Source organism: Microcystis sp. M_QC_C_20170808_M9Col, from assembly GCF_007095495.1.
GTDB classification, from domain to species: domain Bacteria; phylum Cyanobacteriota; class Cyanobacteriia; order Cyanobacteriales; family Microcystaceae; genus Microcystis; species Microcystis aeruginosa.
In genome coordinates this window covers 14,536-29,625 of record NZ_SFBZ01000311.1, presented here as the reverse complement: position 1 = coordinate 29,625, position 15,090 = coordinate 14,536, and the positions used below count along the sequence as shown (strand labels likewise).

14 protein-coding genes and 1 pseudogene are annotated in these 15,090 nt (G+C 41.3%); 5 read left to right on the top strand and 10 right to left on the bottom strand.

Annotated elements, in window-relative coordinates:
• Positions 1-186: 186 nt before the first annotated feature.
• Complete coding sequence (locus EWV68_RS19865) at positions 187-837, top strand: nitroreductase family protein (protein ID WP_061432597.1); 651 nt, start codon at positions 187-189, stop codon at positions 835-837.
• Positions 838-1,183: 346 nt separating this feature from the next.
• A complete protein-coding gene (locus EWV68_RS19860) occupies positions 1,184-3,187 on the top strand; it encodes a primary-amine oxidase (protein ID WP_287170803.1) in 2,004 nt (667 codons plus the stop codon).
• A gap of 487 nt (positions 3,188-3,674) precedes the next feature.
• Here the strand turns inward: EWV68_RS19860 and EWV68_RS21990 are convergent.
• From EWV68_RS21990 to EWV68_RS19825, 6 genes and pseudogenes are all read right to left on the bottom strand, one after another.
• Positions 3,675-4,530 (bottom strand): annotated as a pseudogene (locus tag EWV68_RS21990) (MerR family transcriptional regulator).
• Positions 4,531-4,695: 165 nt separating this feature from the next.
• Entirely contained in the window at positions 4,696-5,250 is a 555-nt protein-coding gene (locus EWV68_RS19845; RefSeq protein ID WP_287170800.1) for a phycobiliprotein lyase, read from the bottom strand.
• Positions 5,251-5,277: 27 nt separating this feature from the next.
• On the bottom strand, positions 5,278-6,261 hold the full coding sequence (locus tag EWV68_RS19840) for a glycosyltransferase family 2 protein (RefSeq protein ID WP_287170798.1): 984 nt from the start codon (positions 6,259-6,261) through the stop codon (positions 5,278-5,280).
• A 29-nt stretch (positions 6,262-6,290) separates the two neighbouring features.
• Positions 6,291-7,508 carry a glycosyltransferase family 4 protein gene (locus tag EWV68_RS19835; protein ID WP_081106822.1) on the bottom strand — a complete coding sequence of 406 codons (1,218 nt, stop codon included), beginning with the start codon at positions 7,506-7,508 and terminating at the stop codon, positions 6,291-6,293.
• 2 nt (positions 7,509-7,510) lie between these two features.
• Positions 7,511-8,470, bottom strand: a complete 960-nt coding sequence (locus EWV68_RS19830) for a GDP-mannose 4,6-dehydratase (RefSeq protein WP_061432601.1) — start codon at positions 8,468-8,470, stop codon at positions 7,511-7,513.
• Between the two features lie 14 nt (positions 8,471-8,484).
• Positions 8,485-9,405, bottom strand: coding sequence for a glycosyltransferase family 2 protein (locus EWV68_RS19825; RefSeq protein WP_061432602.1), 921 nt, complete (start codon positions 9,403-9,405; stop codon positions 8,485-8,487).
• 381 nt (positions 9,406-9,786) lie between these two features.
• Here EWV68_RS19825 and EWV68_RS19820 point away from each other — a divergent pair, with 381 nt between their 5' ends.
• Together EWV68_RS19820 and folB are read left to right on the top strand one after the other, a co-directional pair.
• Positions 9,787-10,770: a glycosyltransferase family 2 protein gene (locus tag EWV68_RS19820; RefSeq protein WP_287170797.1), complete on the top strand. Its 984-nt coding sequence runs from the start codon at positions 9,787-9,789 to the stop codon at positions 10,768-10,770.
• A gap of 256 nt (positions 10,771-11,026) precedes the next feature.
• Entirely contained in the window at positions 11,027-11,383 is a 357-nt protein-coding gene (folB, locus tag EWV68_RS19815; protein ID WP_002755742.1) for a dihydroneopterin aldolase, read from the top strand.
• On the opposite strand, the gene EWV68_RS19810 is transcribed toward folB, so the two are convergent.
• Positions 11,370-11,912: an NADPH-dependent FMN reductase gene (locus EWV68_RS19810; protein ID WP_061432604.1), complete on the bottom strand. Its 543-nt coding sequence runs from the start codon at positions 11,910-11,912 to the stop codon at positions 11,370-11,372. The two genes, folB and EWV68_RS19810, sit on opposite strands and share 14 nt — an antisense overlap.
• Before the next feature lie 160 nt (positions 11,913-12,072).
• On the opposite strand from EWV68_RS19810, the gene EWV68_RS19805 reads away from it, so the two are divergent.
• A complete protein-coding gene (locus EWV68_RS19805; protein WP_287170795.1) occupies positions 12,073-12,399 on the top strand; it encodes an antibiotic biosynthesis monooxygenase family protein in 327 nt (108 codons plus the stop codon).
• Here the strand turns inward: EWV68_RS19805 and EWV68_RS19800 are convergent.
• From EWV68_RS19800 to rseP, 3 genes are all read right to left on the bottom strand, one after another.
• Entirely contained in the window at positions 12,396-13,004 is a 609-nt protein-coding gene (locus EWV68_RS19800) for a rhomboid family intramembrane serine protease (RefSeq protein ID WP_002804258.1), read from the bottom strand. The genes EWV68_RS19805 and EWV68_RS19800 overlap by 4 nt on opposite strands.
• Positions 13,005-13,222: 218 nt before the next feature.
• Positions 13,223-13,879 (bottom strand): endonuclease III, encoded by a 657-nt coding sequence (nth, locus tag EWV68_RS19795; protein ID WP_287170794.1) that lies wholly within the window; start codon positions 13,877-13,879, stop codon positions 13,223-13,225.
• Positions 13,879-14,970, bottom strand: coding sequence for an RIP metalloprotease RseP (gene rseP / locus EWV68_RS19790; protein ID WP_287170793.1), 1,092 nt, complete (start codon positions 14,968-14,970; stop codon positions 13,879-13,881). Before rseP ends, nth begins: the two co-directional genes overlap by 1 nt.
• Positions 14,971-15,090: the final 120 nt, after the last annotated feature.

Below are 15,090 nucleotides of genomic sequence, written 5' to 3'. Positions count from 1 at the left end.
TGCTTGACTGAGTATCAATATCTTAACACAAAATTCTTTAAGTTGACAATACATATTTATTTAAAGCCGCCCGACCCTGCGCGGGCATGGCGGGGCTTGTACCCAAATTTTCGGTCACACCGAAGTCTAGGGCTGATAGCTTGACCTTATAATAATTAGAAATATGTAACTTGATCCACTGACTTTATGACCTTGCCTCTCGATGTTCCCACGGCGATTAATCAACGTCGTTCTATTAAAAATTTTACTACCGATCCGATCGCCCCAGAACTGCTGAAAACCCTAGTAGAATTAACCGTTGCCGCACCTAGTAGTTTCAACATCCAAGATTGGCGAATTATTTTAGTACAAGATGAGGCACAAAAGGCCGCTTTAGCCGAGGCCGCTTGGGGACAAAAGCAAATTATCCAAGCGCCGGTTACTTTTGTTTTCGCTGCCGATGCTGCCGCAGGAGGAGGAGATCTAACTCCTATCTATGAACAGGCTCTCAGTACAGGTGCCTGGAACGAAGGCACGGTAAAATATTTTCAACAGGCAATCCCGGGATTTCACAGGGATTTGGGCGAAAAAACCCGGGAATACGCGATTAAAGATGCCATGATCGCCGCTACTCATCTGGTTTTGGCTGCCGAAAGTCTCGGTTTATCTAGTTGTTTTCTCAACGGTTGGATCGAGGACAAGGTAAAAGCTGTGATTGGTGCTGCCGATCATCCCGATCTGGCGATCGCTGTTGTCGTTCCCATCGGTTACGCGGCGGAACCACGGCTTAATCCGGGGCGTTTACCCTTAGATTACAATGTTTTTGTGGATCGCTTGGGTAATCCCTATCAAATCTAAACTCTATTAACTGGATTTAATCTCGTTTTGAGCGCTGTTTTGGCCGGTGGTTTGGGGGTGGGTGTCGGTGTCGGTTTGCAGGAGTTGGTGTTGCTGATTTGAGATAGGAATCTTCTGGCAAACTAACTTTTAGATAGGATGGCACGGTTGACATTCATAGCTTGATTCAGCAACGCCGATTTTTCTAATATTGTAGTGTGGCGAAATTAACAATTTGATGTGCATCACGCCGCGCTAATACAGCCGACATCGATCTTAATTTTTTGAAAAGATATAAGGTTAATTATGACATCCCAGATTATCATGTCTAGGATTGACCATCTTTTAGCCTTATAGAGGGATTTCTATGCTGAAAAAATACTCATGGTGGCGGCCACTGACGATTTTATTTGTAATCAGCTGTGGAGTGATCTTAATTTTTGGTAAAACTTTCGCCCAATCCCCACCGATTAGCCATCCTCTCGATCCCCTCACAGAAAATGAGATTAAAATGGCGGTAACTGTGGTAAAAAAAGACAAATCCCTGACAGAGTTCGCCAGATTTCCTAATATTTCTTTACAAGAACCCGATAAGCAAACTGTTTTAAACTTTAAAAAAGGAGATGCTATTGCTCGTCAGGCTTTTTTAGTAATTCTGGAACCAAGACTGAATAAAACCTACGAGGCTATTGTCGATATCAAAGCGAGTAAAATTATCTCATGGCAAGAAGTATCGACGGGACAACCACCTTTGTTAGATGAAGAATACGAAATTCTCGATCAATTAGCCAAAGCCGATCTTCGTTGGCAAGAAGCTATGAAAAAACGCGGGATTGCTGACTTTGAAAACGTCATCATTGACGGTTGGGCAACTGGGATGATGAGCGAGAAAGAACAAGCATCGGGAAAGCGATTAATTCGCGGAATTACTTACTATAAAGGCAAGGATCGTAGTAATTATTATGGCGCACCAATTGAAGGTTTGTCGGTGACGGTAGATTTAAATAATCGCCAAGTATTTGAAGTGCGAGATACCGGGATTATACCTTTCTCAAAAGCCAATTTTGATTATGATGAAAAAACCCTTTCACCCCTTCAAAAAGCCCTAAAACCCTTAAGAATTAAACAACCGCAAGGGACAACTTTTCAAATTAAGGGTAACGAAGTTAGCTGGCAAAATTGGAAATTTCGTTATCTCATGCACCCAAGAGAGGGATTAGTTCTTTATCTAGTTACCTACAATGATAACGGTAAAGATAGAATGATTTTGTATCGTGCTGGACTGTCAGAAATGCTAGTTCCCTACTCCGATACCTCGCGAGAATGGGCGGTTCGGAGTGCTTTTGATGTGGGAGAATATCGTTTTGGTTGGCTATCGACTCCCTTGGATAAAGGTAATGATGTTCCCGAAAATACTGTCTTGTTAAATGCCTTGTTTGCTGATGATAATGGGGAACCCTATATCGGGGAAAATCTCATCGGTATTTACGAAAAAGATGCGGGAATTCTCTGGAGACATTATGATTTTAACACGGAAACCTTTGAAGGTCGTCGCGCCCGTCAATTAGTGGTTAGTACCGTGGCTGCTATCGGTAATTATGACTACGGAATTAACTGGATTTTTCATGAAGATGGTACTTTAGAACAGCGCAGCGATTTAACGGGAATTATGTTAGCTAAAGCGACTCCTGATGTCACTAATTATCATAATCATGGCGACCAATTTGGGACATTAGTAGCGGCAAATGTGGAGGCAATTAATCATCAGCATTTCTTGAATTTTCGTCTCGATTTCGATGTGGATGGGGTTAAAAATTCTGTGACTGAAATGAAGGTTTCTACCCGATCACCGGAAAAGAATCCCTTCGGGAATGCTTTCACTATGTCCGAAAGACAGCTTCAGCAAGAATCGGAGGCAATTCGTGATGTGAATTTAGCTGAAAGTCGCGCTTGGATGGTAATGAATAAGAATCAGAAAAACTCCCTCGGAATGCCGACAAGTTATATGTTAATGCCATCGACAAATTCAATTTATTATCCCAATTTCCAAGCGAATTCTCGTCAACGGGGTGAATTTGCTACCCATCATTTTTGGGCAACTCGTTACAAAGCGAACGAACTTTATGCAGCGGGAGATTACCCCAATCAAGGCAAAAAAGGTCGAGGTTTACCACAATATACTGCTGATAATGAATCTCTCGATAATGAGGATTTAGTCGTCTGGTATACCTACGGTGTTACCCATATTCCTCGTCCCGAAGAATGGCCGATTATGACCGTACATCCAGCCGGTTTTAAGATTATGTCTTGGGGTTTCTTTGACCAAAATCCTGTTTTGAATGTCCCGAAAAATAACCCAGAGAATTCTTAAACAATGTGGGGAGGATGCGTGACTGGACGCATCCTTGTATGTTGGAAGTGGAGGGAAAGGGGTTATCCTAACCTCAAGAAGAACAAGAAAGGGTTTAAAATCCCCGCAATCCCTCCAGTTCGAGCGATTAAAATGTCCTGAATTGATCGGATTGCCTGGCTCGATAACCATTTCGGTTCCTCTACATTCAGCCTTGATAAAACCTCTTTTGGTAAGATCACTCCTATAGAATTACCGATTTTTCGGAGTGTTAAAGTTGTCATAACTTATTTCTTCTCTTTATTTTTGGGAATTATACAAATGTTATAACACATTCTCTTTTTTATCTCAGTAAAGTACAAAACCATTGAAAGTCTTGCACGGCAACCCTTGGGTGACATAATCACGAAAGTCTTTCCAGATAATGCCTTGGTCGATTTTTGCCAGAGAAAAAACTACCGTCATAATGGCATCCTATAACCTGAAGATTAATCTTCAGTATGCTAGGCTAAAATCTGAAAGAATAACCAATTTTTAGCTTTAATTGACTTTGATCATTGCCATTAGGCAATATCTCCCTCGATACCCCAATCGATCACACCTTGGCGATTAATTTGCTGACGAATTCCCATACCAGTGCGAATTAAAACCCCACCATTACTATTATCGCTGGTAATTACGCCCAATTCTGCTAAAAAAGTGCGATCAAAACGTTTCGGATAACCAATCGGTCGCGAATAACCGAGAATGGCAGCGGGTAAAAAAGATCGATCGCCGTTATCGGGGTCAGTTTTTATGTTTAAATCGAGATTAAGATGTAAGCGATGGAATTGACCAACAGTTTTACTGGCAATTCCCCGCAGACGAAAATCTAATCCCCTAGCATTATTTCCCGTCGGTAATCCTAAATCGGTACGAATAGCAAAAGCGGGAACATTATCGTATTCACGATTGAAATTATAGAAAAAACCTACAGATAAATTTCCCACATCAAAATCCGTATCATCACTATTAACTCGACCTCCCACCTGCGGATCGATGCCGATAATAATATGACCATTGCGAATAATACCGTTGAGGTATTCAATATCAAAATCACCCCCAAGATTACTATTTTCAGGAAAGACTAGACTTCCTCCAAATTATATCGATTGTTCCCCAAAACCAAGACTCTCAGCATCATCAAAAGAAAGGGGACGACTAGAATCAAGATTTAACTCACCATGGTCATGAATTACTAAACATTCGCGGCTCTCTTGCAGACTTAAACCCAAAGATGGCAATCTTTTGACAAACAGCAAGCGATGGACAGTATCGGGAGTAAATAGGCTAAATTGTCCCTCTGTCCTCTCAGGGGACTGAATTAGTTCTAATTCCTCCTAATAACGAATCGTTTTCATCGAAACACCACTTTCTAGGGAAAGTTGACCGATTCTGAGCATTATTTTTGCTCCTTAATCCTATCGTTACCCTATTATAAAATCTCCCCCTGACTGGAGAATCAAGGGGGGGGGGAAAGAAATATTTTTTTAACTGACTTTACACTCAACTCCAAAACCGACCAAGAGAACTTTTTCCAAGGGTTCCCCCTTCTTGGGACGTTGATAGTTAATAATTTTGCGAATTCGCAGGTCTGGATTGATTAAAGTAATTGAATCCACGGAAACACTGCGAGTATAATTGGTGGTCATTAATAACTCTCTGGTAGTGGAATCAAAGCGAAAAGCGGAGATAATTGGTCTTGCTTCTTCGTAGGCGCGATCACGAAGATAATCCCCTTCTAAATAACCGTTATTTTCTGCTTTAACCACAAATAAAAGATTAAGATTTTGTCGCACTTCTTCCCCTTTTTCCGAGATGGTATAGAAACCTAAATTAAACCCGGGGATACTTTCTAAATCAGCAATATCAGGATAGTTATTATCTGTCAGAACTTTCTGTTTAATCTCCCTAGTCAGGGGTTGAATGAGGAATTCAGTACGGGAACGTTCCACTTCTTGATCGGCTAGATAATGATAGGTTCTTTCCGTTTGCCAACTACCGACACAATAGGCAAAAAATTGCTGAAAAACTTCGGTATTCATAGACTTCATTCTCCTCTTGTCAGTATTTTAATTTTGAGTTATTTTATCAGTAACTTGTTCCCGATTTTCAAAACCATAACAATCTCGAACCAGATAAAGTGGTCGGCCCTTTACTTCCTCATAAACCCGGCCAATATATTCGCCAATAATACCAAGAGTCAGTAATTGAATTCCTCCTAAAAATAAGATAGCAACCATCAGAGAAGCGTACCCAGGTACATCGATTCCTAAAATAATAGTCCTGAGCATTAAAAAACTAGCATAAACAAGACTAACAAGTGCAATGATAAATCCTACATAAGTCCAGACTTTCAGAGGTAAAAAACTAAAAGAGGTAATACCATCGATGGCAAAATTCCATAATTTCCAGTAATTCCATTTAGTTTGTCCTTGATACCGGGGTTCTCGATCGAATAAAATTGATGTCTGTTTATATCCCACCCAAGCAAATATTCCTTTCATAAATCTTTGACGTTCGGGCATCTTTTTAATTGATTCTACCACTCGGCGATCAATCAAGCGAAAATCTCCCGTATTAGGGGGAATAGGAACCCGACTTAATTTATTAATGACTTGATAGAAACCTTCTGCTGTAAAACGTTTCAACCAACTTTCGCCAATTCTAACCCGACGGGACGCATAAACCACATCATAACCCTGCTGCCATTTTTCGATCATTTCGGCAATTAATTCGGGGGGATCTTGTAAATCAGCATCAATAGGAATTACTGCCATCCCTTGACTGTAATCAATTCCTGCTGACATGGCAATATCTTTACCAAAATTACGGGATAAATTAACCACTTTAATTTGTGGGTAACGTTGATGATATTCCACGAGATTTTTGAGAGTATTGTCACGACTACCATCATTGACGCAAACGACCTCATAACTGGTATTTATTGTCTCTAAAACCGCTAAAAGTCGCCCAAAGAGAGCATCGATATTTTCTTCTTCGTTATACAGAGGAACAACAACAGATATTTTCACCGGTATTTGATTTGATAGCATATTAATTGACAAAAAACTAGAAAAATTTACTAACAAATATCAGCAGTCAAAACTTGTTCGTACTTAGTGGATGCTTGCTGCCAAGTATAATTATCTTCGATTAACTTGCGAGCATTTCTAGATAATTGTTCTCGTAACTCTGCCGATTCAAAAAGACTACTAATCGCCGTACAATATTCCTCAATACTATTAGCCCTTAAGGCTGCTAAAGGAACATTATTTCCTTCCACTGTTAACCCTTCTAAACCTCGATCGCTGGCTACAACCGGCACTCCCGCAGCCATAGATTCTAGGGTTTTAAACTTCATTCCAAAACCCGTTCTTAGGGGAATAACTGCCACAGTTGCCTGATGAAGATAGGTGGTCATTGATGGTACTCGTCCCGTCACAATCACTCCTTTTAACTTAGTTAATTCTTGCACTTCTAGGGATGGATTAGCACCGACTAGAGTTAAAGTAGTATCGGGGTAAGTAATTTGAAGACGAGGTAAAATTTCCCTAGCTAAAAAACAGGCCGCATCGATATTAACCCAATAATCTAACCCACCGATAAAAACTAAATTATGTCCAGCAGGCTCCTCGGGACGATAAGGAAATAAATCTAAATCGACTGCATTAGGAATTAAATAAATCTCTTTCTTAGGAGCGAATTCTCGCATTTGTTTTTGATCATCATCGGTGGTGACGACAATTTTTGAGAATTTCTGCACAGTTTTTTGTTCGTAGCGACGCAGGAGAGGAAGGTAGAGACGATCCCGTAATTCTTGACTAGAAACCCCAATTTCTAATTGACTTTTGCAGGTTTGATAGAGGGAACTATGCACATCAATTACTGTCCTAATTTGCTGTTGCCATTGGGGACGAATATAAATTTCATTAACACTATGTTCGCTGGTAATGACTGAGAATTTTTGACTCTTAACTGCCCTATCTATCCAGTTCTGCATCTCTTGAGAATAGCCAAAAAGTACATTGGGAGGGGTTCCCGTTTTCAGGAATTGAGCTAATCTTTGCAGTTTAGCAATTATTCCAGTTTTGGCATCTTGAGGACGGGGAAAAACTACCAATTCACTAACAAAGTTACCTAACTTTTCTACCTCCTCATCGCTGACATCAGCAGTACGCTGAACGATGAGAGTAATATCATGATTTTTGCTGAGATATTTGAGTAAATTAAAAGTTCTGCCCTGAGTTCCTCCTTTGCTGGGTGGATAGGGAAAGGTGGAACTAATCATTAAGATATTCATGGCTATTTCTCTAAACGATTTTCTACCATCATGCGGACAATATCAGTCATTTTGTATTGTGCTTGCCAACCTAATTTTTCCTTAGCTTTGTTGGGATTGCCGCGACTAATGGCTAAATCTGTTGGTCTTAATAAACTTCGATCGGAAATTACATGATCTTGCCAATTTAAGCCAACAGTAGCAAAAGCTGTGGCCACAAAATCCTCCAGTTTTGAACTTTCTCCCGTGGCAATGACGTAATCATCGGGTTGCTCCGGTTGCAGCATTAAATACATCGCTTCAACGTACTCCGGCGCCCAACCCCAATCCCTTTGAATATCCATATTTCCTAAGTGTAAAGTCTCGGGACTTCCTTGGGCAATTCTAGCCACGGCAGCAATAATTTTTTGGGTAACAAAGCGCTCGGGACGCAGGGGAGATTCATGATTGAAAAGTATGCCTGAACAGGCAAAAATTCCGTAGGCTTCTCGATAATTAGCCACTTCCCAAAAAGCCGCCGATTTGGCCACAGCGTAGGGACTGCGAGGACGAAAAGGGGTATTTTCGTCGGCAGAATTATCGCCGATATCCCCGAAACATTCACTCGATCCTGCATTATATAATTTAATTTTTGCTCCGGTAAATCGAATTGCTTCTAAGAGATTTAAGGTTCCCGTGGCAATACTTTCTAAGGTTTCCACTGGCTGCTCGAAGGATAAACCCACAGAACTTTGTCCAGCCAAATTATAGACCTCATCGGGCTGAATTTTAATTAACACCTGTAGGACACTGCGAAAGTCATTCAGTGCCATTGATTCTAGTTTTACCTGTTCCTTGATTCCCAAACGTTTCAGATTACTAAAAGAGGACATTTGGGCATCCCGGGAGGTGCCACAAACTGTATAGCCGGCTTTTAACAGTAATTCGGCGAGGTAGGCTCCATCCTGCCCCGATATACCACAAATTAACGCTTTTTTACTCATTTATTGACAATAATTTACTTTTGCGGGTTTAACATCGCCTTGGCGGCCTCGCTTAAATAACCGATTTGTCCGTAGGCATAGAGAAGATTATCAAAGCTTTTAGCGGGATCATTGATAAATTTGACATATTTAACCAATCCTCTCACCAAACGCTCACCTCCTCGCCTAAATTGAGCCAATCCCGTCCTTCCTGCCACTTCTTCCCGGTAGTGTTCGCTGATGCCTTGCCACCAACTACGACGCATAAACCATTGACGATTGATTCTTTCCGGGGCAACATTGTGTTCCACCAATGCTGCGGGAAAATAGCCTACTTGCCATCCCTGGGCGAGTGCTAGTTCTGTAGTGTATAATTCCTCGTTAGAAAGAAGTTTTTTACCAATTCTTCCCAAATTAGGGTCAAAACCGCCAATCTTCTCCCAGAAATCCCGCCGGATTGAGTAATTAACCCCTCGCGGAGTTAAATCCGCTTGGCTGATATATACCACATTGTCGCCCAAATCGAAAGCCCCTAAACCACCTGCTAACTGATCGGATAACCAATTGGGTTGACTGTAGCCTTGCGGCCAAATTAAGGTGACTTTTCCCCCAGCTACTGCCAGTTTTTGGTTATTTTCGTAGGCATTTAACAGAATTTGCAACCATTGAGGACTAGCGATCGCATCGTCATCCAAATAGGCTAAAATCGGCGCTCTAGTTTCCTTCGCCCCGCGATTTCTGGCGGTAGATAGCCCTAAAATAGGTTCGTAAACGTATTTTAGCCGCCCATCTCCCAGACGCGACTGGGCCACTTGACGGGTTTTATCGGTAGATGCGTTATCAACCACTAAAATCTCACAATCTAGGCAAGTTTGCGCCAAAAGACTATCGATCGCTCCTTCTAGGTAGTGATCGCGGTTGTGGGTACAGATAATCCCTGCTATTTTAGGAGCCATGGCTATCAAGGTTACTCATTCAATACCCTAAAACTTAACATTCCTTTGCAAAAATGTAAAAATACTTTTTTAACCTGGAGACAGGAGACAGGAGATTGCTTTTTACTTATAGCGTTTCTCGTAAAGATGAAGTATAACCTAATTTGGTATTGACGACCGACTCCCCAAAAGAAAAACTTCCTATCTCACCATGAAGATAACTGCTATAACACTCTCCACTCGACCAATCTAAAACCTAATTTGTTAAGCTAAAAGCTTTGATGTACTTAGTTTATAACCTTCTTTTTAGGTAGGAGAATTGCCAGATACTGTCTTTTGCCTTTTGCCTGTTGCCTCTTGCCTTCAGAAGCTGATTACTGATTACTGATTACTGAAAATATTATGCCGAAAGTAACTGTTTGTATTCCCACCTATAACCGCGCCGATTATCTCAGCTATTCGATTAATAGTGTCTTGCGGCAGACTTATGAAGATTTTGAGTTAATTGTTTGTGATGATGGTTCTTCTGATCATACTCCAGAAGTGGTGGCAGCATTTCAGGATTCGAGAATAATTTATCTGCGTCATCCCCAAAATCTTGGTAGAAGTTTAAATATGCGATCGGGTTTTACGGCTGCTCGGGGAGAATATTTTATTAAATTCGATGATGATGATGGACTAACTCCTGAATTTTTAGCGAAAACTGTCCCTATTTTAGATCAAGAAAAAAACGTTGATTTTGTCTGTACCGATCACTGGATTATTGATAAATTTGGACAAAAAGTTGCCTCAGCAACCCAGGAAAATTCAGCAAAATGGGGCAAAGACAGATTACAACAAGGGATTATTACTGATTTAGAGAGACAAACTTTTTACTATCAAAGTTTACAGGTGGGTTCGACTCTTTTTCGTTATCAATCTTTAGCCGATGTGGATTATATGCGCTCTCCAGCGGATGGTTGTGAAGATTTTGATTTATTAGTGCGTTTAGCTTTAGCGGGAAAACAAGCTTATTTTCTGCCGGAATTATTAATGGAATATCGTTTCCATGTCGGTCAAACTAGCTTAAAACAAGCGGTTCACTTTTTGCAAGCAAAACTGTTTTGTACAGAAAGTTATCACTTTAATGATCTAAAATTAGAAGAAGAAAGAGTAAAAAAAGCGGCTTTTTTACAGGAATCTTTGGGAATAAAATTAATTGAAAAGGGAGAAACCGAAGCTGGGCGAGTTTTAATAGAAAAAGCCTCGCAATTGTTAGGAAAATCCCGACGAGCTAGACTGGGTTTACTGCTTTCCTATTTACCTCTAAACTTGAGACAACTGGCTTTTCAAGGTTTCCGTCAACTACGCTCCAAAGATTACGCCGAACAGGTAAGAGCCGTCTAAACTATAATTTATAGCAGTTATCTTAATGGTCGGGTAGGAAGTTTTCGTTTTGGGGAGTGGGTCGTCGATACCAAATTAGGTTACACTTCATCTTTGTGACCAACGCTGCCAGTTTTTAAATTTAACTAAGCTAAGACGCATTTAACCCGCTTATTCTTAGATTAGCCGAACCTCCCCCAATCCCTTTACTGTTGCCTTTTGCCTTTTGCCTCTTGCCTCGTCTCAACAAGCAATTTAAATTACGAACAGCTTATCTATGGATACTATTCACGTTACAGGAATTCGTGCCTACGGTTACACAGGATATCTGGCCGAAGAACAGGTTTTAGGTCAATGGTTTGAGGTGGATTTATCCCTAGAAGTTGATATCAGCATTGCTGGCAAAAGTGACGCGATTGAAGATACCCTAGATTATCGACAGGCGATCGAAATTGTCAAACACCAGATTGAAACCGGCAAATTTGCCCTAGTGGAAAAATTGGCCACGGTTATCGCTGAGGATATCCTACAACTCGATCGAGTGCGACAGGTAAGAGTACAATTATCGAAACCTGCCGCCCCAATTCCCCATTTCACCGGTAAAATCACCATCGATATTACTAGATCTCGTTGAGTTTACGGGTATGATCGACTAAACTTCGCGCAAAAGCGTCAAAACGTTGGGAAAGCTTCTCGTCAAGGATTTCTCCTTCTTCGTTGAAGACTTTCCACGCTTGTCCTAAGCCAATTTGTTCCGGAATTACCCAAGCATGAACCCAACGGAGAATAATTCTTAAATCATTGAGGGCGTTACTATTGGATTGGCCGCCTAAAACACTGATTAACCCCGCAACCTTTCCCGATAACTCCTCAAAACTCATTAAATCTAGGGCATTCTTCAACACACCACTGACACTGCCATGATACTCCGGTGTCGCCAAAATTAATCCCGCTGCCGATTTAACCGTTTGCTGCATTTTGGCCACATCGGGATAGTCAGAATAGTCATCTCCCCCGTTACAGAAGGGTAAAGAGAGTTTTCTCAGGTCAATTATCTCCGTTTCTACCCCTAACCCCTGTACTCGACTGATAGCAACTTCTAACGCCATCGCACTATAGGAGCCGGGGCGTAAACTGCCATTAATACCAACGATTTTGATCATAGAACTTATACAAACTCATAACGACTACATATAAGCTAACAAAAAAAGAGACAATTGGGGAAGCTTAGTTAAAAAAATATGTCGATGGGGCGGAGAGAGCGATCGATCTAAGTTTTAATGGGAGTAGAAAGAAAGATTTATTCCATTTCCCCTCATTGCCATGCCAGAATTTCTCGATTTTCTCAAACATAAATACGCCTATGTGGCTATTGGTGAATTCAAACCGGGGTGTTTTTCCGAGGCCCAAAAACTCTACGAAAAGGCCGTTTCCACCTATTCCACGGGATTCCAAGGAGCTTTTCTGCTGCAAAAACCCGGAACCGACGAAGGAATTGCCGTGATCATCTGGGATAAAATCGATGATATGGAGGCAAATAAAAGCGAAGCCCACGAATTATTGCTGAAATCCATGGGTCCTCTGTTTGCGAAACCTCCTGTCACCGATTTTTATGAAGTATGTAGCGAGATAGAAGGTTCCCCCATTTAGGGATAATGTTTCTTTTCGGTGGCGATTAATTTGGCGGCTAAAACCCCGCCTAGGAAACCAAATAAATGTCCTTGCCAAGAAATCCCCGGACGGGAAGGCAAAACGCCCCAAATTGTGCCACCGTAGAGTAAAAAGACTAGAATTGACAAGAGTATAGAAGGAATATTTCTCTGGAAATAGCCCCGCAGTAATAAAAAACCTAAATAGCCAAAAATCAAGATACTTGCCCCGATATGGATGGATCCGGGAGCAGCAAATAACCAGACTCCTAACCCCCCCACCAGCATAGTCAACCCAGTCACAATAAAAAAGTCACTGGTTTCCTGTAACATCACCAACCAACCGAGAATCAGGAAAGGAACCGTATTAGCAATAAGATGGGGAAAGTCCCCGTGTAGGAAAGGTGCGAAAAGAATACCCCGCAATCCGATGACTTGATGCGGAATAATCCCGAAAATGTCTAAACTGCCCCGAAAAACAAATTGATCTAAAATCTCTAACAGCCAAAAAATCGCCACAAAGGTAGCGAGGATTATTGCTTGGGTTTTTATTTCTTGCCGAGATCCTTGACTCATAAGATTGATGGATGAGCTATTTTTTCCCATTATAGCCCCCCACATCAGTTATCAGTTATCAGTTATCAGTTATCAGTGATTCAGTTACCAGTGATTCAGTTACCAGTTAAGTAGGTGGGTGGAATTAAATATAAGATGAACGTAGGTTGGGTTGAAGCATGAAACCCAACGCCTGCATGGGTTACGCTACCGCTAACCCATCCTACAAATAATTGTGCCTCCCTACTTATCAGGTGTGAGTTATCAGTTTACTGTTTACTGTTTACTGCGGGACAAAGAGTGGCTAATTGACAGGAAAAACAAGCGGGATTTCTCGCTTTACAAACTGCCCGGCCGTGGTAAATAATACTAATAGAAAAAGTTTCCCAATCCGGTTGAGGTAGTAAAGCCATTAAATCCCTTTCAATTTTCACCGGATCGTTATTAGTAGTTAAACCCAAACGATTACTTAAGCGCTTAACGTGGGTATCTACTGTCACCCCCTCAATAATCCCGTAAGCGTGAGCGAGTACCACATTAGCCGTTTTTCTAGCTACCCCGGGTAAAGTTAATAATTCCTCCATTGTCTTGGGTACTTCCCCCTGAAAATCCTTGAGGATTTTTTGACAAGCACCCTGAATATTTTTAGCTTTATTGCGATAGAATCCCGTGGAACGAATGAGCGTTTCTAACTCCTCTCGCTCGGCAAAAGCTAAGGATTTAGCATCGGGAAAACGAGCGAATAAAGCAGGAGTCACCTTATTTACCCGCTCATCAGTGCATTGTGCCGAGAGAATCACTGCCACCAATAACTGCACGGGAGTTTGATAATTTAAGCTACAGGTTGCCTCTGGATATAATCGCTTTAAGTTGCTTAAAATTTCTAGGGCGCGCAGTTGAGGTTCAGTTTTTTTTCGAGAGTCCATCACTGGAATAAATCCTGAAAAACTGCTAGGTTAGCCGTGTCGCGCACGATTAAGAAAACTCCTAATCCTAAGAGTAAAACTAGACCTGTTTGCATGATGTTATCTTGCAGTTTAGTTGGGAGAGGTTTACCTACTAAAGCCTCGATTAATAAAAATACTAATTGACCACCATCAAGAGCAGGTAAAGGCAGAATATTAATCACCGCTAAGTTAATACTAATTAGGGCGGCAAATTGAAAAAGATTACCCGCATCATTACGAGCGATTGCTGCTCCATATTCGACAATTTTAACCGGTCCTGCTACCTGTTGAACACTCTCTTTGAAGTTACTAACTAACTGCCCAAAACCTTGCACGGTTAATAGGGTTAATCGCTGAAATTCACCCGCACCCAAGCTAAAAGCTTGACCAAAACTATCGGCTTTCAGGCGAGTTTCTTCACCGTTAGGAGCCAATCTCACCCCAATTTTACCCTGACCATCACTTCCCAATTCAGGAGTAACGATTAAATCGATCGTTTCTGTCGGGCGTTTGATGGTTAATTTTAGGGGTTGATCGGGGGAAGATTGAATAATGTCACGGAAGTCAATAATGGCATTTTGAGAAGCACCAAGGGGCTGATCATTGATAGCGAGGACAATATCTCCTGCTTGTATTCCCGCTTGTTTAGCGACGGAATTTTCCGAGGTGAAAACCTCTGGAATAATTACCCCTTCTTGATAGTTAATTTGGGGAAACCCCACGGTAGCGACTTGGGTAACAAGCAAAAAATAGGCAAAAATTAAATTAGCAATTACTCCCGCACTAATGACGATAGCTCGATCGAAAACAGGACGATTGCGTAATAAATCAGGATCGTTATTGGGAATTTGACTATCGGGATCGTCATCGGGAAAACCAACGTAACCCCCTAAAGGAATGGCGCGGAGGGCGTATTCCGTTTCTTTACCTTGATATTTAGCTAAAGCTGGACCAAAACCGATGGAAAAGCGATTAACATGGATAGATTGCCAACGGGCGGCGGCAAAATGACCCAATTCGTGAACGACAATTAATAGGGCAAGTACACCGATCGCTATTAAAACTGACATGATGATCAAATTATAATGACTTAGCTTTTGTTTATTGTAAGCGATCCTCTTGGATAGATTTCAAAAAATCTGGAGTTATCGCTAATTTTTCGATCATTTATGATAGAAGTGATCTTAACT